At 70.4% G+C, this 23,084-nt stretch carries 21 protein-coding genes and 1 riboswitch; of the genes, 15 read left to right on the top strand and 6 right to left on the bottom strand.

All coding sequences use genetic code 11. The features are described from left to right. Positions 1-7: 7 nt before the first annotated feature. Positions 8-598, top strand: coding sequence for a TetR/AcrR family transcriptional regulator (locus BLT23_RS17400; protein ID WP_090050623.1), 591 nt, complete (start codon positions 8-10; stop codon positions 596-598). 7 nt (positions 599-605) lie between these two features. On the opposite strand, the gene BLT23_RS17395 is transcribed toward BLT23_RS17400, so the two are convergent. Beyond that, entirely contained in the window at positions 606-950 is a 345-nt protein-coding gene (locus BLT23_RS17395) for a DoxX family protein (protein WP_090050620.1), read from the bottom strand. Between the two features lie 246 nt (positions 951-1,196). Here BLT23_RS17395 and ileS point away from each other — a divergent pair, with 246 nt between their 5' ends. Next, a complete protein-coding gene (ileS, locus tag BLT23_RS17390; RefSeq protein WP_090051183.1) occupies positions 1,197-4,301 on the top strand; it encodes an isoleucine--tRNA ligase in 3,105 nt (1,034 codons plus the stop codon). 51 nt (positions 4,302-4,352) lie between these two features. On the opposite strand, the gene BLT23_RS17385 is transcribed toward ileS, so the two are convergent. Then, positions 4,353-4,805, bottom strand: a complete 453-nt coding sequence (locus BLT23_RS17385) for a hypothetical protein (RefSeq protein WP_090050617.1) — start codon at positions 4,803-4,805, stop codon at positions 4,353-4,355. Between the two features lie 58 nt (positions 4,806-4,863). On the opposite strand from BLT23_RS17385, the gene BLT23_RS17380 reads away from it, so the two are divergent. After that, entirely contained in the window at positions 4,864-5,400 is a 537-nt protein-coding gene (locus tag BLT23_RS17380) for a TetR/AcrR family transcriptional regulator (protein WP_245744013.1), read from the top strand. Here BLT23_RS17380 and BLT23_RS17375 read toward each other — a convergent pair whose 3' ends face one another. Beyond that, positions 5,401-6,336: a M28 family metallopeptidase gene (locus BLT23_RS17375; RefSeq protein WP_090050611.1), complete on the bottom strand. Its 936-nt coding sequence runs from the start codon at positions 6,334-6,336 to the stop codon at positions 5,401-5,403. Positions 6,337-6,475: 139 nt separating this feature from the next. Between BLT23_RS17375 and BLT23_RS17370 the strand changes: the two genes are divergently transcribed. The 5 genes from BLT23_RS17370 (at position 6,476) to BLT23_RS17350 (ending at position 11,960) form a co-directional block, all read left to right on the top strand. Further along, entirely contained in the window at positions 6,476-7,954 is a 1,479-nt protein-coding gene (locus BLT23_RS17370) for a potassium/proton antiporter (RefSeq protein ID WP_090051182.1), read from the top strand. A gap of 73 nt (positions 7,955-8,027) precedes the next feature. Continuing rightward, positions 8,028-8,142: riboswitch (SAM riboswitch) on the top strand. 39 nt (positions 8,143-8,181) lie between these two features. Continuing rightward, on the top strand, positions 8,182-9,513 hold the full coding sequence (locus BLT23_RS17365; RefSeq protein ID WP_090050608.1) for an aminotransferase class V-fold PLP-dependent enzyme: 1,332 nt from the start codon (positions 8,182-8,184) through the stop codon (positions 9,511-9,513). 8 nt (positions 9,514-9,521) lie between these two features. Continuing rightward, positions 9,522-10,247, top strand: coding sequence for a signal peptidase II (locus tag BLT23_RS17360; protein WP_245744012.1), 726 nt, complete (start codon positions 9,522-9,524; stop codon positions 10,245-10,247). A 152-nt stretch (positions 10,248-10,399) separates the two neighbouring features. Then, positions 10,400-11,284, top strand: a complete 885-nt coding sequence (locus BLT23_RS17355) for an RluA family pseudouridine synthase (RefSeq protein WP_090051180.1) — start codon at positions 10,400-10,402, stop codon at positions 11,282-11,284. Between the two features lie 73 nt (positions 11,285-11,357). After that, a complete protein-coding gene (locus tag BLT23_RS17350; RefSeq protein ID WP_090050605.1) occupies positions 11,358-11,960 on the top strand; it encodes an NAD(P)-dependent oxidoreductase in 603 nt (200 codons plus the stop codon). On the opposite strand, the gene BLT23_RS17345 is transcribed toward BLT23_RS17350, so the two are convergent. Beyond that, positions 11,946-12,848, bottom strand: a complete 903-nt coding sequence (locus BLT23_RS17345; RefSeq protein WP_090050602.1) for a LysR family transcriptional regulator — start codon at positions 12,846-12,848, stop codon at positions 11,946-11,948. The genes BLT23_RS17350 and BLT23_RS17345 overlap by 15 nt on opposite strands. 23 nt (positions 12,849-12,871) lie before the next feature. Here BLT23_RS17345 and BLT23_RS17340 point away from each other — a divergent pair, with 23 nt between their 5' ends. Next, positions 12,872-13,642, top strand: coding sequence for an inositol monophosphatase family protein (locus BLT23_RS17340; protein WP_245744011.1), 771 nt, complete (start codon positions 12,872-12,874; stop codon positions 13,640-13,642). Here the strand turns inward: BLT23_RS17340 and BLT23_RS17335 are convergent. Next, entirely contained in the window at positions 13,629-14,489 is an 861-nt protein-coding gene (locus BLT23_RS17335) for an AsnC family protein (protein WP_090050596.1), read from the bottom strand. The genes BLT23_RS17340 and BLT23_RS17335 overlap by 14 nt on opposite strands. 246 nt (positions 14,490-14,735) lie before the next feature. On the opposite strand from BLT23_RS17335, the gene dnaE reads away from it, so the two are divergent. The 3 genes from dnaE to BLT23_RS17320 all read left to right on the top strand — a co-directional run bounded on the left by dnaE (position 14,736) and on the right by BLT23_RS17320 (position 20,819). After that, a complete protein-coding gene (dnaE, locus tag BLT23_RS17330) occupies positions 14,736-18,248 on the top strand; it encodes a DNA polymerase III subunit alpha (protein ID WP_090051179.1) in 3,513 nt (1,170 codons plus the stop codon). Between the two features lie 104 nt (positions 18,249-18,352). After that, positions 18,353-19,552, top strand: a complete 1,200-nt coding sequence (locus BLT23_RS17325; RefSeq protein WP_090050593.1) for a cytochrome P450 family protein — start codon at positions 18,353-18,355, stop codon at positions 19,550-19,552. A gap of 64 nt (positions 19,553-19,616) precedes the next feature. Beyond that, entirely contained in the window at positions 19,617-20,819 is a 1,203-nt protein-coding gene (locus BLT23_RS17320; RefSeq protein ID WP_245744037.1) for an adenosylmethionine--8-amino-7-oxononanoate transaminase, read from the top strand. Here the strand turns inward: BLT23_RS17320 and BLT23_RS17315 are convergent. Beyond that, positions 20,792-21,034 (bottom strand): glutaredoxin family protein, encoded by a 243-nt coding sequence (locus tag BLT23_RS17315; RefSeq protein WP_090051178.1) that lies wholly within the window; start codon positions 21,032-21,034, stop codon positions 20,792-20,794. The two genes, BLT23_RS17320 and BLT23_RS17315, sit on opposite strands and share 28 nt — an antisense overlap. Positions 21,035-21,070: 36 nt before the next feature. Here BLT23_RS17315 and bioD point away from each other — a divergent pair, with 36 nt between their 5' ends. The 3 genes from bioD (at position 21,071) to bsaP (ending at position 23,074) form a co-directional block, all read left to right on the top strand. After that, a complete protein-coding gene (gene bioD, locus BLT23_RS17310; RefSeq protein ID WP_090050587.1) occupies positions 21,071-21,790 on the top strand; it encodes a dethiobiotin synthase in 720 nt (239 codons plus the stop codon). A 70-nt stretch (positions 21,791-21,860) separates the two neighbouring features. Next, complete coding sequence (gene bioB / locus BLT23_RS17305) at positions 21,861-22,877, top strand: biotin synthase BioB (protein WP_090050584.1); 1,017 nt, start codon at positions 21,861-21,863, stop codon at positions 22,875-22,877. Next, on the top strand, positions 22,877-23,074 hold the full coding sequence (bsaP, locus tag BLT23_RS17300) for a biotin synthase auxiliary protein BsaP (protein ID WP_090051177.1): 198 nt from the start codon (positions 22,877-22,879) through the stop codon (positions 23,072-23,074). The genes bioB and bsaP overlap by 1 nt, the downstream gene beginning before the upstream one ends. Positions 23,075-23,084: the final 10 nt, after the last annotated feature.

Here is a 23,084-nt window from a genome sequence, read left to right as displayed (position 1 = left end):
TTTGGTCATGAGCGATGTTCCCGGTGCCGCGGTGCAGGCGCGGCGCGCCGACGCGCGCCGCAACGCCGGGAACGTGCTCGAAGCCGCGGCCGCGGTGTTCGTGACCTCCGGGGTCGACGCGCCGATCCGCGAGATCGCCACCCGCGCAGGGGTCGGCACCGCGACCATCTACCGCCACTACCCGACCCGCGCCGACCTGATCATCGCCGTCTACCGGTCCCAGGTGCAGTCGCTGTCGGCCAGTGGTCCCGCCCTGCTCGCCTCGGAGCCGAGCCCGCACCGGGCGCTGGTGCGGTGGATCGACCAGTTCGTCGACTTCGTCGTCACCAAGCAGGGGATGGCGACGGTGCTGCAGTCCAGCGAGTCGTGCTACGACCCGCTGCACGACTACTTCCTCGAACACCTGGTGCCGGTGTGCGCCCGGTTGCTGGAGGAGGCCGCGGCGGCGGGTGAGATCGTCCCCGGTCAGGACCCGCACGTGCTGCTGCGCGGGGTCGGCAGCATCTGCGCCGGGGCGACCGGTGAGAACCGGGACCACGACGCGCGGCACCTCGTCCGGCTGCTGATCAACGGGCTGCGGTGCGCCCCCGGGGCTTAGCGCCTCGTCACCTGTCCAGGAACAGCAGCAGGATCAGCAGCGCCAGCAGGACGAGGTCGAGCACGACGCCCGTCGGCTTCGAGTCGAACCGCAGGCGGGTGATCGTGGCGCCGGCCATCAGCAGCCCCAGCCCGACGGTGGCCGCGCGTCCCAGCCAGTCCCACGAGGCGAGGCCGGCGACGAGACCCGCGGCGCCCGCCCACTCCAGCGCGCCGATGGTCCGCCAGAGCGCCGGGTTCATCCGGAACTGGTCCCGCGCCTCGAGCGACGCCTTCGCCCCGAACAGCTTGCCCGCGCCCGTCGCGACGAACAGCAGGGCCAGCACGACCGACAACGCGATGGTCAACGTCATCCGGCGAGCATACGGTTTGCCCCTGCACGTATCCTGTGGTCACAGGCACCGATCCGGCCATCACCGGGGAGCCTCCGGAAGAACGGGCGCGCGAGCGTCCCAGTAGAACCGGACGGGACCGGCCCGTCACAGCCGAAGAACGAGAGGCCCGCCCTCACGCGGGCAAGCGGGGTGGTACCGCGGTTCGCCGAGCAAGGCCGGCGTGTCGTCCTCGTGTGTCGCACCAGACCGCGAGGAGCAGTGGAGATGGCCTACCCCAGGGCCGGCGCGAACGAGGTCCCGGCGCAGCCGTCCTTTCCGAACCTCGAGCAGGACGTGCTCGGGTACTGGAAGGACGACCAGACCTTCCAGGCGAGCATCGACCGCAACCCGGCGGGCGAGCAGGGCGAGAACGAGTTCGTCTTCTACGACGGACCGCCCTTCGCCAACGGCCTGCCGCACTACGGGCACCTGCTGACCGGCTACGTCAAGGACGTCGTGCCGCGCTACCAGACGATGCGCGGCAAGCACGTCGAGCGCCGGTTCGGCTGGGACACGCACGGCATGCCCGCCGAGTACGAGGCGGAGAAGCAGCTCGGCATCACGCAGAAGGCCGAGATCGACGAGCTGGGCATCGAGAAGTTCAACGAGGCGTGCCGCACGTCCGTGCTGCAGTACACGGACCAGTGGCGCGACTACGTCACGCGCCAGGCCCGGTGGGTCGACTTCGAGAACGACTACAAGACGCTCGACCTCGACTACATGGAAAGCGTCATGTGGGCGTTCAAGGCCCTGTGGGACAAGGGCCTGATCTACGAGGGCTTCCGGGTCCTCTGGTACTGCTGGCGCTGCCAGACGCCGCTGTCCAACACCGAGACCAAGATGGACGACGCCTACCGCGACCGGCAGGACCCGGCCGTCACGGTGGCGCTGCGCCTGGAGTCCGGTGAGCGCGCCCTGGTCTGGACGACGACGCCGTGGACGCTGCCGAGCAACCTGGCCGCCGCGGTGCACCCGGACGTCGACTACGTGACCGTCGTCGGCTCGGACGGCGAGAAGTACCTGCTGGCCGAGGCCCGCGTCGCCGCGTACGCGCGCGAGCTGGGGGAGGAGCCCGAGGTCGTCGCCCGCTGCAAGGGGTCGGACCTGGTCGGCAGGAAGTACCTGCCACCGTTCGACTTCTTCGTGGGCCGCACCAACGCGCACCAGGTGCTCGCGGCCGACTACGTGACCACCGACGACGGCACGGGCATCGTCCACATCGCACCGGCGTTCGGTGAGGACGACAAGGCCGTGACGGACGCGGCGGGCATCGAGGTCGTCGTGCCGGTCGGGCCGGACGGCGAGTTCACCGCCGAGGTCGCGCCGTACCGGGGCGTGCACGTCTTCGAGGCGAACAAGCTGATCATCCGCGACCTCAAGGAAGCGGGCCTGCTGCTGCGCCACGAGACCTACGACCACCCGTACCCGCACTGCTGGCGGTGCAACAACCCGCTGATCCAGCGCGCGCTGTCGGCGTGGTTCGTCGCGGTCACGCAGTTCAAGGACCGGATGGTCGAGCTCAACCAGCAGATCAACTGGGTGCCGGGGCACATCAAGGACGGCCAGTTCGGCAAGTGGCTGGAGAACGCGCGCGACTGGAACATCTCGCGCAACCGCTACTGGGGCTCGCCGCTGCCCGTGTGGGTGTCGGACGACCCCGAGTTCCCGCGCACGGACGTGTACGGGTCGCTGGACGAGCTGGAGCGCGACTTCGGCGTGCGCCCGGACAACCTGCACCGGCCGTACATCGACGAGCTGACCAGGCCGAACCCCGACGACCCGTCGGGCAGGTCGACGATGCGGCGCGTCCCGGACGTGCTCGACTGCTGGTTCGAGTCGGGCTCGATGTCGTTCGCGCAGGTGCACTACCCGTTCGAGAACGCCGACTGGTTCGAGAACCACTACCCGGGCAACTTCATCGTCGAGTACAACGGGCAGACGCGCGGCTGGTTCTACACGCTGCACGTGCTCGCGACGGCGTTGTTCGACCGGCCCGCGTTCCGCGACTGCGTGGCGCACGGCATCGTCCTCGGTGACGACGGCCAGAAGATGTCCAAGTCGCTGAAGAACTACCCGGACGTCAACGAGGTCTTCGACCGCGACGGCTCGGACGCGATGAGGTGGTTCCTCATGGCGTCGCCGATCCTGCGCGGCGGCGACCTGATCGTCACCGAGCGCGGCATCCGCGACGCGGTGCGCCAGGCCGTGCTGCCGCTGTGGAACTCCTGGTACTTCCTGGCGTTGTACTCCAACGCCGCCGGGAAGGAGGGCACGTGGCGCGTCGACTCGACGAACGTGCTCGACCGGTACGCGCTCGCGAAGACGCACGACCTGGTCCGCGACGTCCAGGCGGCGATGGACGCCTACGACATCTCCGGTGCGTGCCAATTGGTGCGCGAGTACCTGGAGGTGCTGACGAACTGGTACGTGCGGCGGTCGCGGCAGCGGTTCTGGGATGGCGAGCAGGACGCGATCGACACCCTGCACACCGTGCTGGAGGTCGTGACGCGCGTGGCGGCCCCGTTGCTGCCGTACACGGCCGAGGTCGTGTGGCGCGGTCTCACCGGCGGCCGTTCGGTGCATCTGACGGACTTCCCGTCGGCGAACGACCTTCCGGCCGACGACGCGCTCGTGGCGGCGATGGACGAGGTCCGCGACGTGTGCTCGACGGCGTTGTCGCTGCGCAAGGCGAACAAGCTGCGCGTGCGGCTGCCGCTGGCGCGCCTCACGGTCGCGTCGCCGGTGGCGGCGTCGCTGGAGGACTTCGCCGGGATCGTGCGCGACGAGGTCAACGTCAAGGAGGTGTCGCTGTCCACGGACGTCGACTCCTACGGGCAGTTCCAGCTGGTCGTCAACGCGCGTGCGGCCGGGCCGCGGCTCGGGCCGAACGTGCAGAAGGTCATCAAGGCCGTCAAGGCCGGTGACTGGACGAGCGAGGACGGCAAGGTCGTCGCCGCCGGTGTCGAGCTGTTCGAGGGCGAGTACGAGCAGCGGCTCGTGGCGACGGACCCGGCCGCCACGGCGGCGCTGCCGGGTGGCGCGGGCGTGGTCGTGCTCGACACCGTCGTGACGCCCGAGCTGGAGGCAGAGGGCCTCGCGCGCGACCTGGTGCGCGTGGTCCAGCAGGCCCGCAAGGACGCCAAGCTCGACGTGTCCGACCGGATCACGCTGACGCTGGAGCTGCCGGAGTCGGTGCGTTCCGCGGTGGAGCCGCACCTGTCGTTCGTGCAGGCGGAGACGCTGACGTCGTCGGTCCTGTTCGGTGAGGGCACGTCCGAGGGCTCGGTGGGCGACGGCCTGAAGGTCAAGGTCGCGGTCGTGAAGGCGTAGGCGGGGCACTGGGAACGGCGTGTGCGGCAGGTCCGCGCACGCCGTTTCCGCTCACTGGCGCTGCTTCTGCCGCCGCACCACGGCTTTGCGCACCAGCCGCACCCACCACGACCACCTGGCCGGTGCGGCGGGTTCGCGTCCGGCGGCACGTTCGAAGTTGTCGAAGAGGTCCTCCAGGCACGCGTCGTGCAGCCACCGGACCACGAACGCCCACCGCAGCCACGTCGCCGGACCGGGGTTCAGGACCAGTTCGTGCCGGATGACGGTGTCCGACGCCGAGAGCGTGTGCGTGCCGGACATCCGGGTGAACTCGAAGCTGACCGACTCACCGGGCCTGAGCTCGGTGCAGCGGTAGCGGATCGGGCCGTGGCCGCCGTCCGCGCCGGCCCCCAGCGGCCGGTCGAACTCCTGCCTGCCCCACGCGGGCGGCCACAGCTCCGGCATCCGTTCGACGAACGGGCCCGCGGGCACCCCGAGATCGCGGGTGTGGACGTTCCTGATCACTCCTGCCCCCTCCATACGCTGGCGTATGTTCCTGGAACGTACGGTAGCGTATGGAAGCGTGGTGCGGCGGAATCGCGACGACTGGACTGAGATGGCGCTGAGAGCGCTGGCAGAAGGCGGGCTCGCCGCCGTGGCGATCGAACCGCTCGCGGCCCGCGCAGGAGCCACGAAGGGCAGCGTCTACCACCACTTCCCGAACCGCGAGGCGTTGCTGAAGGCGACGGTCGAGCGGTGGGAGCGGGAGCACACCGAGAAGGTCGTCGAGCTGGTCGAGTCCGCGCGGACCCCGCACGACAAGCTCAGGACGCTCTTCGAGACGGCGCTCGACCGCAGGCGCAAGGGCTCGGTCGAGATGGCGTTGCAGGCCGCCGCCGGCCACGAGGTCATCGCGCCGGTGCTGCGCCGCGTCACGGAGAAGCGCCTGGCCTACCTGACCGAGCTGTTCGAGCAGCTCGGGTTCGGCGAGGCCCAGGCGAGGAAACGCGCGTCGATCGCGTTCAGCCTCTACCTGGGCCAGGCACAGCTGGTGCTCACCCTGCCCGGCCTCGCCGAACCGGTGCTCGACGAGGCCGTGCGGGTGCTCACCGCGACGTGATCAGGCCGCCGTCGCCCACAGCGCGTAGGCGATCACGTCCGCGTTGCGGTCGAGCGCCGTGGCGTTGATGTTCGACGTGGTGTCGCACGAGCGGTGGTAGCAGCGGTCGAACGCCTGCCCGGCCGTGCCACCCCACTTCTGCGCCTGCGCCGAGGTCTTGGTGCCCTCGGCGCCGGTGAACGTGCCGCCGACCGGGATGCCCGCGCGGGCGAACGCCGCGTGGTCGGACCGGCCGCCGACGCTGGTCAGCTCCGTCTGGACGTTGAGCGACGTGAAGCCCGCCTGCAGCCGCTGTTGCAGCGCGAGCGACCCGGAGGGCTGGCCGGACGCGCTGTAGACGAAGTAGCCGGCGTTCGGCGACCCGGTCATGTCGAAGTTCAGGTACGCCTTGATCCTCGACCGGTCGGACGTGGCCAGGGAGTTCACGTAGTAGGTCGAGCCGACCAGGCCGAGCTCCTCCGCGCCCCACCAGCCGAACCGCACGTGCTTCGTCGGCTGGAAGCCCGTCGCCCGCATCTGGAGGGCGATCTCCAGCAGCGACGCGGAACCGGAGCCGTTGTCGTTGATGCCGGGGCCCGCCGTGACGCTGTCGAGGTGGCCGCCCAGCATGACGACGTTGCCGGTGTCACCGCCGGGGTAGTCGGCGATCAGGTTGTAGCCGGTGGCGCCGCCACTGGTGAACTGCTGGACGCGGGTCGTGAAGCCCGCCGCGTCGAGCTTGCTCTTCACCCAGTTCACCGAGGCCAGGTACCCCGGGCGGCCGTGCGCGCGGTTGCCGCCGTTGGCGCTCGCGATGGACTGGAACTGGGACAGGTGCGACTGGACGTTCGCCACCGAGATGTTCGGCGCGGCCAGGGCCGCGGGAGCGGCCGCCTGGGCCGCCGTCGTTGCGCCGGCCACCGTCAGGGCCGCCGCCAGCGCGATCAGGATCCTCATGGTTCAACTCCGTGCAGGGTAGGGATTGAGCCACAGGACAACCTGCTCCGGTCACCCGGTGCCGTGCCAGGTGCGAACGGCTGGAGTTGTTAACGCGCCCGATGCGTCCGGTCCGGTGGTGATCCACGAGAATGTCCTGGTGGGTGATGTGACGGTCGTTCTGGGCATCGGTGCCGCCGTGCTGCTGGTCAGCGTGGTCGCGGTGCGGTTGTCGACGCGCCTCGGACTTCCCTCGCTGCTGCTGTACCTCGGGATCGGCGTGCTGCTCGGCGAGTCGGTGCTGGGCATCAACTTCGAGGACGCCGACCTCACCCGGTCGCTCGGCATCGCCGCTCTCGTGCTCATCCTGACCGAGGGCGGGATCACGACTCGTTGGCACGCGGTCAAGTCGTCGCTCTGGTTAGGCGTGGCACTGTCCACTGTGGCCGTTGTGGTCAGCGTCGCCGTGACCGGGACGGCCCTGCACTACCTGCTCGGGCTCGACTGGCGGATGGCGTTGCTGTGGGGAGCGGTGCTGTCGTCCACGGACGCCGCCGCGGTCTTCAGCGTGCTGCGTTCACTCGGTGTCGGCCCGCGGCTCACCGGCGCGCTCGAGCTGGAGTCGGGCCTCAACGACGCGCCGGTCTACATCGCCGTCGTGCTGCTCGCCTCGTCGGACGAGATCACCTGGACCGCGCCGTTCCTGGTGGTCTACGAGCTGGGGGCGGGGGCGCTCGTCGGCATCGCGCTGGGGTTCCTCGGCGCCGTGGGGCTGCGACGGGCGGCGTTGCCCGCCACCGGTCTGTACCCGCTCGCCACCGTCGCCGTGTGCGTCATGGCCTACACCGCGGCCGACCTGGTGCACTCCTCCGGCTTCCTCGCCACCTACGTGGCCGCGCTCGTGCTCGGCAACGCCCGCCTGCCGCACCGCGCCGACACGCTCTCGTTCGCGGAAGGGCTCGGCTGGCTCGCCCAGATCGGCCTGTTCGTGCTGCTCGGCCTGTACGCCTCGCCGTTGCGGCTGCTCGACGTGCTGTTCCCCGCGCTGGTCGCCGGTGTCGTGCTGACGTTCGTGGCCCGGCCGCTGTCGGTGATGATCTCGTCGCTGCCGTTCAAGGTGCCCTGGCGGGAACAGGCGTTCCTCTCGTGGTCGGGACTGCGCGGCGCGGTGCCGATCGTGTTCGCGCTGATCCCCCTGATCCAGGGCGTCGACGGCGCGGGCCAGCTCGTCGACGTGGTGTTCCTGCTGGTCATCGTGCTGACCGTGGTCCAGGGGACGACGCTGCCGGTCCTCGCGCGGCGGCTCGGGCTGGTGCGGTCCGGTGAGCCGCAGGAGGTCCAGGTCGACGCTTCGCCGCTGGACGAGCTGGGGGCCGAGCTGCTGCAGGTGCGCATCCAGCGCGGCTCGAAGATGCACGGCGTCTACATGTCCGAGCTGCGGCTGCCCAGCGGTGCCACGGTGAGCCTCGTGGTGCGCGCGGGCAAGAGCTTCACGCCCCAGCCGACGACCCGGTTGCAGACCGATGACCAGCTGCTCATCGTCACGACGGAGGAAGCGCGCGAGGCCGCGGAGCGACGCGTCCGCGCCGTCGACAGGGCCGGTCGCTACGCGCGCTGGAAGGGCGAGACCGGCGAATGATCGGTCTCCGAGGCTTCTCACCATGTGATCGGGTGTCGACGGGGCTCGCCCGCCTCCGCTAACGTCGTCGGCAGGTCATGAGAGCCAGCGTCAAGCCCAAGCTTGCTGGCCGGCAACCCTCCAACCGCGGTGGGGTGCCCTTGGTGAGGACCTGGTCCGGCGCGCAGGGCGCCGGTCAAGCGCGGGCCTTCGCGAGAAACGGGGCCCCTGGCCTCGGAGGCAGCTCGATGACGCTCGCGATCACCCCCGCAACCACCACCGCCGTGCCCGCCGTCGTGGGCGCCGAGCTGCGCGTCCCACTGGTCACCGGAGAGCGCGTCACGTACGCCAACCTCGACCACGCGGCGAGCGCGCCGTGCCTGCAGGAGGTGCGCGACGCCGTCGACGAGCTGCTGCCCTGGTACGCGAGCGTCCACCGCGGTGCCGGGTTCGCCTCGCAGGTCTCGACCCGCGTCTACGAGCAGGCTCGCGACCGCGTCCGCCGGTTCGTCGGAGCCCGCGCGTCCGACGCCGTCGTCTTCACCCGCAACACCACGGACTCGCTGAACCTGCTCGCCCGCAGCGTCCCCCGCAACACCGCCGTCGTGCTGTTCGACAGCGAGCACCACGCGGCGCTGCTGCCGTGGCGCGGGTCGAACGTCCAGCGCGTTCCCGCTCCGTCGTCGTCCGGTGCCGCTGCCGCGGTGCTGGACCGGGCGTTGGCCGCCGCCCCGGTCGGTCCTCGGCTCGTGATCGTCACCGGGGCGTCCAACGTCACGGGGGAGCTGTGGCCCGTCGCCGAGCTCGCGAAGGTCGCCCGCCGCCACGGCGCCCGCATCGCGCTCGACGCCGCCCAGCTCGCCCCGCACCGCCCGGTCGACGCCCGTGAGCTGGACGTCGACTACGTCGCGTTCTCCGGCCACAAGATCTACGCGCCGTTCGGCGCCGGTGTGCTCGTCGGCCGCGCCGACTGGCTGCAGCAGGCCCAGCCGTACCTGGTGGGCGGCGGCGCGACGGCGAAGGTGACCGACCACGGCGACCGGCTCGGCGTGGCCTGGTCCGCGGTGCCCGAGCGGCACGAGGCGGGCAGCCCGAACGTCGTCGGCGTGCACGCTCTCGCGTCGGCGTGCGAGATCCTGTCGCGGCACTGGGAGCAGACCGTCGCGCACGAGCAGCAGCTGCTGACGCGCCTGCGCGAGGGCCTGCGCACGGTCCCCGGCTTCCGCGAGCTGTCGATCCTGAACGACGCGGACAAGGTCGGCGTCGTGAGCTTCACGATCTCCGGCTTCGACGCGGGCTTCCTCGCGGCGGCGCTGTCCGCCGAGTACGGCGTCGGTGTGCGCGACGGCGCGTTCTGCGCGCACGTGATCGTGGGCCGTCTGGTCAAGAAGCTCGGGTCGCACGAGGAACGGGCCGTGCGCGCGTCGATCGGCCTCGGCACGACGGCGGAGCACGTCGACCGGCTGGTGGCCGCACTGCGCACTCTCGTCACCGAGGGCCCGAAGTGGAGCTACACGCAGCAGGACGGCCGGTGGGTTCCCGAGAACGACACCCGAACCCTGCCACCGTTCCTCGCGTAGTCCCTTAAGTGGACAACGACCTGCTGAGTGACGCGCCCGAGGCCGACGAGAAGGTTTCCGCCGAGGTAGCGGAGAAACCCGCGGAACCGCAGGTCACGGCTTCGGAAGAGGCGAAACCGGCGGCCTCGGACGACGACGCCGTGGAGTTCTCGATCACCGGCTCGCTGCCGGAGCCGAAGACGAGGCTCGCCCTGGTGATCGCGGGCGGTGTGCTCGCCGCCGACTTCCTCACCAAGACCCTGGCCGCGGTGGGCCTCGAAGGCGGCGACCCGGTGCGGATCTTCGGCGGCCTGCTCCACCTGACGTTCGTCCGCAACCCCGGCGCCGCCTTCGGACCGGCGGAGGGGTGGACGGTGGTGCTCGCGCTGATCGCGTTCGGCGTCGCCGGGTTCGTCGTCCAGATCTCGCGCGACCTCCGCTCCCAGGGCTGGGCCGCCGGCCTCGGCCTGGTGCTCGGCGGCGCGGTCGGCAACCTCGCCGACCGCCTCTTCCGCGAACCGGGGCCGATGCGCGGCCACGTGATCGACTTCCTGTCGCTCTTCGACCCGCACGGCGGCGTGTGGCCCGCGTTCAACCTCGCCGACCTGGCGATCGTGGGAGGCGGCGCCGTGGTCATCGTGCTGTCGCTGCGCCACCACGACTACGACGGCACCGTCGTCGAGGAGGTCCCCGAGCCGCTGGTCGCCCCGGTGCCCGTACCTGCGCAGGCGGACGGGCTGCGGGAGGCCGGATGAACCGCGACTGGTAGGTTGAGGGCTCTGCCTGGCGTGGTCGCTGGTGAAGAAGCCCAGCTCCGGTGCCACGAGGCGTACCCCAGCCAGAAGAAGGTCGAGGACCCCGCGTGAGCGGTTACCGAACGCTGCCGATTCCCGACGGTCTGGACGGCATGCGCGTCGACGCCGGCCTCGCGAAGCTGCTCGGCCTGTCCCGCACCGCCGTCGCGGCCATCGCCGACGCCGACGACGTGCTGGTCGACGGCCGGGTCGTCGGCAAGTCCGACCGGCTCACCGCCGGGTCGATGCTGGAGATCACGCTGCCCGCGCCGCCGCAGCCGGTCACCGTGCAGGCGATCCCCGTCGAGGGCCTGAAGGTGATCCACGAGGACGACGACATCATCGTCGTCGACAAGCCCGTCGGCGTCGCCGTGCACCCGTCGCCGGGCTGGACCGGCCCGACGGTCGTGGGCGGGCTCGCCGCCGCCGGTCACCGCGTCGCCACCTCCGGTGCCGCCGAGCGCCAGGGCGTCGTGCACCGGCTCGACGTCGGCACCACCGGCGTGATGGTCGTGGCCAAGTCCGAGTCCGCGTACTCGGCGCTCAAGCACGCCTTCAAGGAACGGACCGTCGACAAGGTCTACCACGCGCTCGTGCAGGGCCACCCGGACCCGATCAAGGGCACCATCGACGCGCCGATCGACCGGCACCCGAAGCACGACTACAAGTTCGCGGTGATGAACTCCGGCAAGCCGTCGATCACGCACTACGAGGTGATCGAGGCGTTCCGCGCGGCGTCGTTCGTCGAGGTCCACCTGGAGACCGGCCGCACGCACCAGATCCGCGTGCACTTCTCGGCGCTGCACCACCCGTGCGTCGGCGACCTGACCTACGGCGCCGACCCGACGCTGGCCAAGCGCCTCGGCATCTCGCGGCAGTGGCTGCACGCCCGGCAGCTCGGGTTCCACCACCCCGCGGACGGCCAATGGGTCCAGTTCACCTCGGACTACCCGGACGACCTGGCGCAGGCGCTGGAGAAGCTCCGCGACGAGGGCTGATTTACTCCAGGTAAATCACCGGTTGACGACGTTGCACTTGATGTTAATCGGTGTGCTCAATAGCGTTTTCGGCATGAACCTCACTGTTCTCGCCGCCTCCGGCCGCACCGGTCTCGCTCTGACCCGGCAGGCCCTGGAGCGCGGCCACACCGTCACGGCCATCGCCCGTGACCCCGCCCGGATCGCCTTGGACCACGACCGCCTCCGCAAGGTCGCGGGCGACGTGAGCGACCCGGCGAGCATCGCCGCGGTCGTCGGCCCCGGCTCGGTCGTGCTGTCCGCGCTCGGCACGGAGGTCGCCGGGGTCCTGTCCGACGGCGCCAAGGCCGTTCTCGCCGCGGGCCCGGGCCGCGTCCTCTGGCTCGGCGCCTACGGCACCGGCCCGTCCGCCGAGGCCGCGGGTGAGGGCGCCGCCGTCCTCGACAGGTTGCTCGGGGACCGGCTGCCGGACAAGGTCGCGGCCGACACCGCCGTCCTCGCCGCCGGGGGCACCGTCTTCCACGCCGGGGTGCTCAGCGACGAGGCGGAGAGCCCCGGCCGGCGCACGGTCGGCCTGGACCAGGCGCCGCCGCTCGACCTCACCGCCAAGGTGAGCCGGGAGACCGTTGCCGCCGCGATGCTCGACGAGGCGGAGGACCCGCGCTTCCCCGGCGCCGTCGCGCTACCCCTGCCCTAGGACGTCCGCGAGAGTCGTCCTGACCTGGTCGCGGAGCCAGGCGTGGGCGAGGTCCGAGTCGAAGCGCTGGTGCCAGTTGCAGTTGACCGCCGCCTCCGCCGACTCGACCGGCAACGGCTCGGTGACCAGGCCGAACGCGTCGACCAACGGCCGGCACAGGATCGCCGTCGTCGTCACCAGGGCATCGCTCGCCGCCGCGATCTGCAGTGCCGAGTGGACCGTCGCCACGGTCGCGATCACCCTCCGCCGCAGGCCACCGGCCTCCAGTTCCGCGTCGATCGGCGCGGTGAGCCGGCCGCGCCGCGACACCACCACGTGCGGCTGGGCCGCGTAGGCCGCCAGGTCGAGGCGGCCGGTGCACGGATGGCCCGCGCGCATCACCACGGCGAGCGCGTCGGTGCCGAGCGTCTCCGAGCGGAACTCCGGCAGGACCGGTGTGCCGCCGCCCAGCTCCAGGTCCACCCGGCCGTGCCGCAGGTCGTCCGTGTCGGCGGAGTGCTCGGCGAGCACCCGCAGCCGCACCCCGGGCGCCTGCTCCGCGATCCGGCCGACCAGCGCGGGGACCAGCGACGACGCCAGCGCGTCGTGGCACTGGACGGTGAACGTGCGGTCCAGTGACGCGAGGTCGAGCTCCCGGCTCGGCGAGAGCACCGCGTTGGCCTCCCGCACCAGCCGGTGCACCTCCTCCGCGATCCCCAGCGCGTACGGCGTCGGCGTCATCGTGTGACCCGTCCGCACGAGGATGTCGTCCCCGGTCACCTTCCTGATCCGGCCCAGCGTGCGGCTCACGGCGGGCGACGACAGGTGCAGCCGTTGCGCCGCCCCCATCACGCTGCCCTCTTCCAGCAGGGCGTCCAGCACCGTCAGCAAGTTCAGATCAGCGTGCACAACAGACAATCTTGGAGGACACCATGCTCACCGCCACCACCGACGCCGTCCGCCGCGCGGGAGCGCTCGTGCTGCGGCGTTACTCGACGGAGTCCCGCCCGGCGAACCGCGACGAGATGGTCAGCGCCATGGACGGCAACGCCACCGCCGTCGCCGACCTGCTCAGGCCGGAGCTGGAAGCGATCAACCCGGACGCCACGTGGCTCGACGACGAGCACGGCTCCGGTCCGCTAGGCCCCGGCGAGTGGTGGCTGATCGACCCGGTCGGCGGCAACCTGAACGCGGTCCACGGCATGACCGACTGGAACATCGGTGTGAGCCTCGTCCGAGACGGCGTCCCGGTGCTGGCCGTCGTCTACTTTCCGCTGCTCGACGAGATGTTCACGGCCGAGAAGGGCGGGGGCACGTTTCTCAACGGCGTGCCGGTGCGGGTCTCCGCCAAGACGTCGCTCGACGGCGCCGTGACGGGCACCGGTCAGGCCAAGCCGGGCCAGAGCCGGGAGGTGGTGGCGAAGATCGGTGACTCGTTCCGGGCGATGCTGGGCCACGTCATCTACGTCCGGGTCTCGGTGCCCGTCACGCACCAGCTCGCCCAGGTCGCGGCCGGGCGGATGGACCTGCACTGGCAGTTCGACAACGTGCGCGCGCACGCGTCCGGCGTGCTGCTCGTCCAGGAGGCGGGCGGTGTCGTGACCGGTCTCAAGGGCGAACCGTGGGACGTGACCACCACGGAGTACCTCGCGGCGGCGCCGGGCCTGCACGCCGCGGCGCTGGACGTGCTCAGTCCTCGATAGTCCACACGAGCGTGTTGAGGTCCACCTCGGGACGCACGCTCCAGCGGACCTGGATGACCTCGGTCGCGTCCGGCAGCACGAACACCGTGTGACCGCCCGCCGTCTCGCCGGGCTGCACGCCGAGCTTGTGCGCGGGCCGTGACGACAGCGACACCGGCGCCTTCGTCACGGTCTCGCCGGTCTTGGTGACCAGGACGAGGTACATGTCCGGCAGCGAGGTGTACGAGACCTGCGACGCGTTCGTCACCTCGGTGTGCACGACGACGGCCCGTTCGCCCTCGGCGAGCTTGTAGCCGGCCGCCGTGAACAGGAAGTCCGCCGGGTCGACGACCTCGACCAGCTGGATCTGCAGGTGGGCGCCCTCCAGGCTGTCCGCCTCCAGCGTCGAGCCGATCTTGCCGGTGCGCGCGACGGGCCTGGCCTGCGGCTGCGGCTGGTCCGCGCGCACCCACCCGGCCGACTGGGGCGGGCCCCAGGTGGCCTGCGGGCCGGTCTGCGGCTGGGCCGCCTGCGGCTGGGCGGGGAACGGCTGGCTGCTCGGTCCCTGCGGGCCGTACGGCTGCTGGACCTGGTGGGGGCCGCTCTGGTGCACGGCGTACGGGCCGGACGGGGGCGGACCGAAGTAGTTGCCGTAGGCGGCGGCGTTCGCGAGGGCGCGGCGCAGGCCGTTCGGGTCGCCCTCGACGCCCACGAGCAGGGGCAGGCCGCTGCCGGAGAGCGTGATCAGGCGCATGGCGGCTTCGCGCGGGTCCATGCCCAGGCGCTGGGCGATCTCGTGCACGGCTGCGCGGCCCGACTCGGCCAGCACGGCGAGCAGGCGGGCGTCTACGGGATCGGGGACCACCACGAAAACGAACGCTACCCGGCGGCGCCCGCCGTCGTGTCACCGCCCGGCTGATCGTGATCACACCGCACGCCATCAGGTGGTTTGGCGGCTCTGGCGTGCCGATGGGCTCGGGCCCGGCGCGGGGCCTGTAGGGTTGGCTGGCGCTAGGACGTGAGTGTCCCTTGTTCGCGCAGAAACGCTTGCTACACAAGGGGGTTGCCGGTGGCGGACTCGTTTGTGCACCTGCACGTGCACACCGAGTACTCGATGCTCGACGGGGCGGCCAAGGTGTCGCCGCTGTTCGAGGAGGCCGAGCGGCTCGGCATGACCGCGGTCGGCATGAGCGACCACGGCAACATGTACGGCTCCGACGAGTTCTACCAGACGGCCAAGAAGACCGGCATCAAGCCGATCATCGGCATCGAGGCGTACCTCGCGCCGCACAACCGCCTGCACAAGAAGCCCGTCTTCTGGGGCGACCCCGGTCAGCGCGGCGACGACATCTCCGGCGCGGGCGCCTACACGCACATGACGATGTGGGCGAAGAACGCGACGGGCCTGCGGAACCTGTTCCGGCTGCACACCGAGGCCAGCAAGACGGGCTACTACTACAAGCCCCGCATGGACCGCGAGCTCGTCGCGCAGCACTCCGAGGGCATCATCGCGACGACCGGCTGCCCGTCCGGCGAGGTGCAGACCCGGCTGCGGCTCGGCCACGCCGACGAGGCGCTCAAGGCCGCCGCCGACTACCAGGACATCTTCGGCAAGGAGAACTTCTTCCTGGAGCTCATGGACCACGGCCTCGACATCGAGCGCCGGGTCCGCGAGGGCCTGCTGGAGATCAGCAAGAAGCTCGGCATCAAGCCGCTCGCGACCAACGACAGCCACTACGTGACCAAGGACCAGGCCGACACGCACTCCGCGTTGCTCTGCGTCCAGTCCGGCAAGATGCTGACCGACCCGAACCGGTTCAAGTTCGACGGTGACGGCTACTACCTGAAGTCCGCGGAGGAGATGCGCCAGGTCTGGAAGGACCTGCCGGAGGCGTGCGACAACACGCTGCTCGTCGCGGAGATGGTCGAGTCCTACGACGACATCTGGTCCCCCAAGGACCGGATCCCGAACTTCGAGGTCCCCGAGGGCGAGGACCAGGCGTCCTGGTTCCGCAAGGAGATCCAGAGCGGGCTCGAGCGGCGCTTCCGCGGCGGCGAGGTGCCCCAGGAGTACATCGACCGCTGCGCCTACGAGGCCAAGGTCATCATCGACAAGGGCTTCCCCGCGTACTTCCTCATCGTCGCCGACCTGATCAACTACGCGCGCAGCGTGGGCATCCGCGTCGGTCCCGGCCGTGGTTCCGCCGCGGGCGCCGCGGTGTCGTGGGCGCTCGGCATCACGAACATCGACCCGATCCCGCACGGCCTGCTGTTCGAGCGGTTCCTGAACCCCGAGCGCACCGCCATGCCCGACATCGACATCGACTTCGACGACCGCCGCCGGGGCGAGATGATCCGGTACGCGAGCGAGAAGTACGGCGCCGACAAGGTCGCGCAGGTCATCACCTTCGGCACCATCAAAACGAAGGCGGCCCTGAAGGACGCGGCGCGCGTCCACCACGGCCAGCCGGGCTTCGCGATCGCGGACAAGATCTCCAAGGCGCTGCCGCCGCCGATCATGGCGAAGGACATCCCGCTCAACGGCATCATCAACAAGAGCCACCCGCGCTACAACGAGGCCGCCGAGGTCCGCTCGCTGCTCGAGACCGACGTGCAGGTGAAGGAGATCTTCGACACCGCGCTCGGCCTGGAGGGCCTGATCCGCAACGCCGGCGTGCACGCCTGCGCGGTGATCATGTCGAAGGACCCGCTCACCGACTCCATCCCGCTGTGGTACCGCGACGACGGCTCGTTCATCACCGGCTGGGACTACCCGTCGTGCGAGAACATCGGCCTGCTGAAGATGGACTTCCTCGGGCTGCGCAACCTGACGGTCATGGGCGACGCCATCGAGAACATCGAGATGAACCGGGGCAAGGACGCCGTCCCGGACTTCGACACGCTCCCGATGGACGACCCGGAGACGTACGCGCTGCTCGGCCGCGGTGACACGCTCGGCGTGTTCCAGCTGGACGGTGGCCCCATGCGCGACCTGCTGCGCCGCATGCAGCCGACGTCGTTCGAGGACATCGTCGCGGTCGGCGCGCTGTACCGCCCCGGCCCGATGGGTGTGAACGCGCACAACGACTACGCGGACCGCAAGAACGGCCGTCAGGAAGTCAAGCCGATCCACCCGCAGCTCGAGGAACCGCTCAAGGAGATCCTCGGCGAGACGCACGGCCTGATCGTCTACCAAGAGCAGATCATGTTCATCGCCCAGGAGGTCGCGGGCTACTCGATGGGCCGCGCGGACGTGCTCCGCAAGGCGATGGGCAAGAAGAAGGCCGAGGTCCTCGCGAAGGAGTTCGAGGGCTTCCAGGCCGGTATGCGGGCCGACCCGCGCGGCTTCTCCGACGAGGCGATCCAGGCGCTGTGGGACACGATCCTCCCGTTCGCCGGCTACGCGTTCAACAAGTCGCACGCCGCCGCGTACGGCCTGATCTCGTACTGGACGGCGTACCTCAAGGCGAACTTCCGCGCCGAGTACATGGCCGCCCTGCTCACCTCCGTCGGTGACAACAAGGACAAGTCGGCCGTCTACCTCGCCGAGTGCCGCCGCCTGGGCATCAAGGTCCTCCCGCCGGACGTCAACGAGTCGGCGCTGCGGTTCAGCGCGGTCGGCACCGACATCCGCTTCGGCCTCGGCGCGATCCGCAACGTCGGCGCGAACGTCGTCGAGTCGATCATCAAGACCCGCAAGGAGAAGGGCGCCTACACGTCCTTCACGGACTTCATGGACAAGTCCGAGCTCGTCGCGTGCAACAAGCGCGTGATCGAGTCGCTGATCAAGGCGGGCGCGTTCGACTCGTTCGGCCACACCCGGCTGTCGCTCATCCAGGTGCACGAGGACGCGGTCGACGCCGTCGTCCCGATCAAGCGCAAGGAGGCGGAGGGCCAGTTCGACCTGTTCGGCGGGGACAGCGCCGACGACCAGGACGACAGCACCTCGCCGCTCGCGCACCTCAAGTTCGGCACCGAGGAGTACCCGCGCAAGCAGATGCTGAGCCTCGAGAAGGAGATGCTGGGGCTCTACGTGTCCTCGCACCCGCTCGACGGCGCCGAGCGCATCCTGCGCAAGTTCGCGCCGCGCCCGATCGCGGTCGTGCTCGACGACCCGCCCAAGGAGGGCGAGCTGATCGTCTCGGGCATGATCTCGTCGATCGAGCGCCGGGTGAACAAGAACGGCCTGCCGTGGGCGATCACCGTGATCGAGGACCTCGACGCCTCGATCGAGGTGCTGTTCTTCCCGAAGTCCTACGAGGTGCTGCGCGACGACCTGGAGCTCGACTCCGCGGTGTGCGTGAAGGGCCGCGTGAACTGGCGCGAGGACAAGATGGCGATCTTCGGCGACGGGGTCGTGCCGCTCGACATCAGCGACGCGGAGAACAACCCCGACGCCGAGCCGCCGCTCGTCCTCGGGCTCACCACGAAGACGCTCACGCCCGAGCTGATCGAGGAGCTGAAGATCACCCTCAAGTCGCACGAGGGCCACGTGGCGGTGCACCTGGAGGTGCAGAAGCGCGACAGGTCGAAGGAGCTGCTGGTGGTGGAGAACTACCGCGTCCAGCCGACGCCGTCGCTCTTCGGCGACCTCAAGACGATCCGCGGGGTCACGATCCAGCGGTAGGTCCCCGATGACCGAATTCGTGGGCGAAAGGGCGATTCCCGCCATTTCGTCACCCGATCGAGAAATTGTGGCGAGGGCTGAGTAAACGGGGTTTACTGGGTGAGGTGACGACACTCACCCAGCTTCCCGAGGACTACGTCCAGAACCCGCACGCACTGCACGAGGTCCTCCGCTCGGAGGGGCCCGTGCACGAGGTCCGGCTTCCGCACGGCCTCAAGGTGTGGATGGTGACCCGCTACGACGAGGCACGGGCGGCGCTCGCCGATCCCAGGCTCGCCAAGGACGCCGCCGAGCTCGGCCGGGTCGTCGAGGCGCACTCGCCGCACGGGCGCCGCGTCATCGACGACGCGCTCTCCGAGCACATGCTGAACATGGACCCGCCCGGCCACTCCCGGCTGCGCAAGCTCGTGACGAAGGCGTTCACGGCCCGCCGCGTGGAGCAGCTGCGTCCGCGCGTGGAGGAGATCTCGGCCGAGCTGATCGCGAAGCTGGACGACGGCGACGTGGTCGACCTGCTGGAGGTCTTCGCCTTCCCGCTGCCGATCACCGTCATCTGCGAGCTGCTCGGCATCCCGATCGACAACCGCGAGGAGTTCCGCGACTGGACCAACCGGCTGCTGACCTTCGGCACCACCGAGGAGGTGCAGGCGGCCGGCCAGGCGATGGCGGGCTTCCTGCTCCAGCACGTCGGCAAGGTGCAGGCGGCCGAGCCCGACGACACCTTCTTCTCCGCGCTCGTGCACGCCACCGAGTCCGGCGACCGGCTCACCACCGAAGAGCTCGTCTCCATGGCGTTCCTGCTGCTCGTGGCGGGTCACGAGACGACGGTGAACCTCATCGGCAACGCCGTGTACCAGCTGCTGCGCAACCCGGACCAGCTCCAGCTGCTCAAGGACAAGCCCGAGCTGATCCCGGCGAGCACCGAGGAGTTCCTGCGCATCGAGGGGCCGATCAACCACGCGACGTTCCGCTTCACCAAGGAGGACGTCGAGCTCGGCGGCGTGACCGTGCCCGCGGGCGAGCTCGTGCTGGTGTCGCTCGCGTCCGCCAACCGCGACCGGGACCGCTTCCCCGACCCCGCCGAGCTCGACGTGACGCGGTCCGCGCAGGGGCACCTCGCGTTCGGTCACGGCATCCACTTCTGCCTGGGCGCGCCGCTGGCCAGGCTGGAGTTCGACGTGGCGCTGACGCAGCTGCTGGCGCGGTTCCCGAACCTCGAGCTCGCCGAGGAGCCGGAGACGCTCGTGTGGCGGGACAGCACGCTGATCCACGGCCTGCACACCCTGCCCGTGCGCCTCGCATAACCTTCGGCGGGTGGACGACCTGCTGAAGCTCGACCAGGCGCACGTCTGGCACCCGTACGGCCCGATGCCGGGCACCCAGGAGCCGTTGCTCGTCACGGAGGCGGCGGGTGTCCGGCTGACCCTCGCGGACGGTCGTGAGCTGGTCGACGGCATGTCGTCATGGTGGGCCGCGATCCACGGCTACCGGCACCCGGTGCTGGACGCGGCCGTCACCGCGCAGCTGGGCCGGATGAGCCACGTGATGTTCGGCGGGCTCACGCACGAGCCCGCCGTCCGGCTCGCGGCGAAGCTCGTCGAGATCACGCCGGAGCCGTTGCAGCACGTGTTCCTGAGCGACTCCGGCTCGGTGTCGGTCGAGGTCGCGGTCAAGATGTGCCTGCAGTACTGGCGGTCGCGCGACAGGCCGGAGAAGCGGCGGCTGCTGACGTGGCGCGGCGGCTACCACGGGGACACGTTCAACCCGATGTCCGTGTGCGATCCCGAAGGCGGGATGCATTCGCTGTGGCGTGGAATCCTGCCGGAGCAGGTCTTCGCCGACGCGCCTCCGGCCGAGCTGGACACCGCGTACGTCCAGCACCTCGCAGACCTGGTCGAGCAGCACGCCGACGAGCTGGCGGCGATCATCGTCGAGCCGGTCGTGCAGGGTGCGGGCGGCATGAGGTTCCACGACCCGCGCTACCTGCATGTGTTGCGAGAACTCGCGTACACACACGACGTCCTCTTGGTGTTCGACGAGATCGCCACCGGTTTCGGGCGCACCGGTGAGCTGTTCGCCGCGGACCACGCGAACGTCAGCCCGGACGTCATGTGCGTCGGCAAGGCGCTGACCGGTGGCTACCTGTCGATGGCCGCGACGCTGTGCACGTCCCGCGTCGCGGACGGGATCAGCCAGGGCGAGGTGCCGGTGCTCGCGCACGGGCCGACGTTCATGGGCAACCCGCTCGCGTCAGCGGTGTCGCTGGCTTCGATCGATTTGCTGCTCTCGCAGGACTGGAAGCGCGAGGTCGCACGGATCTCGGCCGGGCTCACGACCGGACTGGCGCCCGCACGCGCGTTGCCCGGAGTGCGGGACGTGCGCGTGCTGGGCGCTATCGGGGTCGTGCAGCTGCATGAGCCCGTGGACATGGCACGGGCGACCCGTGCGGCCGTCGACGCGGGCGTCTGGCTGCGGCCGTTCCGCGACCTGATCTACACGATGCCGCCGTTCATCAGCACGGACGACGACATCGCGGCGATCTGTCAGGGCGTGATCGCGGCCGCGAGCTGAGTGTCGGTCGGCTCGACGAGGAACTCGCCGTTCGGCAGGACCACGACGGGGATGTTCTTGCGCCCGGAGATCTCGACCGCCTTGTCGCGCGCCGCGTCGTCGTGCTCGACGTCGACGTAGGTGAACGGCACGTTGTTGCGGGTCAGCCACGACTTGGCCCGGCGGCAGTCACCACACCATTCGGCACCGTACATCACGATCGGCTCGTCACTCATGTGGTCACCGTAGGCCACGCTCTAAGGTGAGGTTTCGTGAGCGTGCTGGTGATCACCGGAACCGGGACAGAGGTCGGCAAGACCGCCGTCACCGCGGGTATCGCGGCGCTGGCCAGGGCAGAGGGCAGAAGGGTCGCGGTGCTCAAGCCCGCCCAGACCGGCCTGCTGCCCGGCGAGCCCGGCGACGTGGCGGAGGTCGCACGGCTGGCGGGCGACGTGACGACCCGCGAGCTGGCGCGGTACCCCGACCCGCTGGCCCCGGCGACCGCGGCGAGACGGGCCGGCCTGGCCACCGTGCACCCCGGTGACGTGGCGGCCGCGGTGACCGCGCTCGACGCGGACCACGACCTGGTGCTGGTCGAGGGTGCGGGCGGGCTGCTGGTGCGGTTCGACGAGACCGGCTCGACGCTCGCCGACATCGCCTGGGCCCTCAACGCGCCCGTCCTGATCGTCGCCCAGGCGGGCCTCGGCACCCTCAACGCCACCGCCCTGACGGCGGAGGTGCTGCAGCGGCGCGGCCTGGAGGCGGTCGGCGTCGTCGTCGGCAGCTGGCCCCTGCACCCCGACCTCGCCTCGCTCACCAACCTCACCGACCTGCCGGAGGCGGCGGGCGCGCCGTTGCTCGGCGCGCTGCCCCAGGGCGTGACGAAGCTCGGCTCCGTGGACTTCCTGACCGTCGCCAGAAGATCGTTCTCGCCATGGTTCGGCGGCCGGTTCGACCCGGAGACGTTCGCGGCTCAGTTCGCGGTCCAGTGACCTACGTCGCTGCACGATGAAGGATTCAGTGAGGCAGACTGCTCGCCAGGCCACAGGAGGAGGAGAGACCGTGACCGCAGCTCCGGAACAGATCGACGTGCTCGACGAGGCTCGTGAGCAGGTGCTCGAACGAGGGGTCGGACTGTCGCAGGAGCAGGTCCTGAAGGTCCTCGAGCTCCCCGACGACCGCATCCCCGAGCTGCTCGAGCTCGCGCACCAGGTCAGGGAACGCTGGTGCGGCCCGGAGGTCGAGGTCGAGGGCATCGTCTCGCTCAAGACCGGCGGCTGCCCCGAGGACTGCCACTTCTGCTCGCAGTCCGGCCAGTTCCCGTCGCCCGTGCGGTCGGCGTGGCTCGACATCCCCGGCCTCGTGCGCGCCGCCCGGCAGACCCGCGAGACCGGCGCGACCGAGTTCTGCATCGTCGCGGCCGTGCGCGGCCCGGACAAGCGGCTGCTCTCGCAGGTTCGCGACGGCATCAAGGCGATCCGCGAGGACGGCAACGACATCCAGATCGCCTGCTCGCTCGGCATGCTCACGCAGGAGCAGGTCGACGAGCTCGTGGCGATGGGCGTGCACCGCTACAACCACAACCTCGAGACGGCCCGCTCGCACTTCCCGAACGTCGTCACCACGCACTCCTGGGAGGAGCGCTGGGACACGTTGAAGATGATCCGCGACGCCGGCATGGAGGTCTGCTGCGGCGGCATCATCGGCATGGGCGAGTCGCTGGAGCAGCGCGCCGAGTTCGCCGTGCAGCTCGCCGAGCTGGAGCCGGACGAGGTGCCGCTCAACTTCCTCATCCCCAACCCCGGCACGCCGTACGAGAACTACCCGGTCGTGGAGGGCGCGGAGGCGCTGCGCACGGTCGGCGCGTTCCGGCTCGCGCTGCCGCGCACGATCCTGCGGTTCGCGGGCGGCCGTGAGCTGACCTTCGGCGACCTGGGCGCGAAGCAGGGGATGCTCGGCGGCATCAACGCCATCATCGTCGGCAACTACCTGACCAACCTCGGCCGCCCGGCGCAGCAGGACCTCGACATGCTCGAGGAGCTGTCCATGCCGATCAAGGCGCTGAGCCAGACCCTGTGATGATCATCGCTGTGTACTGCTCCTTCTGCGGCAAAGAGGAAGCGGACGGCGACCACGCCGTCTGCCGTCAGCGCCTGTCGGTGATCGACCCGCCCCGGTACTGCGCGCACTGCGCGCGCCGGATGGTCGTCCAGGTGACCCCGGACGGCTGGACGGCGCGGTGCAGCCGTCATGGCGAGACCGGTTCGTCGCGGTAGTAACCTCTCG

This window comes from Lentzea fradiae, from assembly GCF_900100955.1.
Lineage (GTDB): Bacteria > Actinomycetota > Actinomycetes > Mycobacteriales > Pseudonocardiaceae > Lentzea > Lentzea fradiae.
The sequence above is the reverse complement of the archived record's forward strand: the minus strand, read 5'-3'. Positions and strand labels throughout refer to the sequence as shown.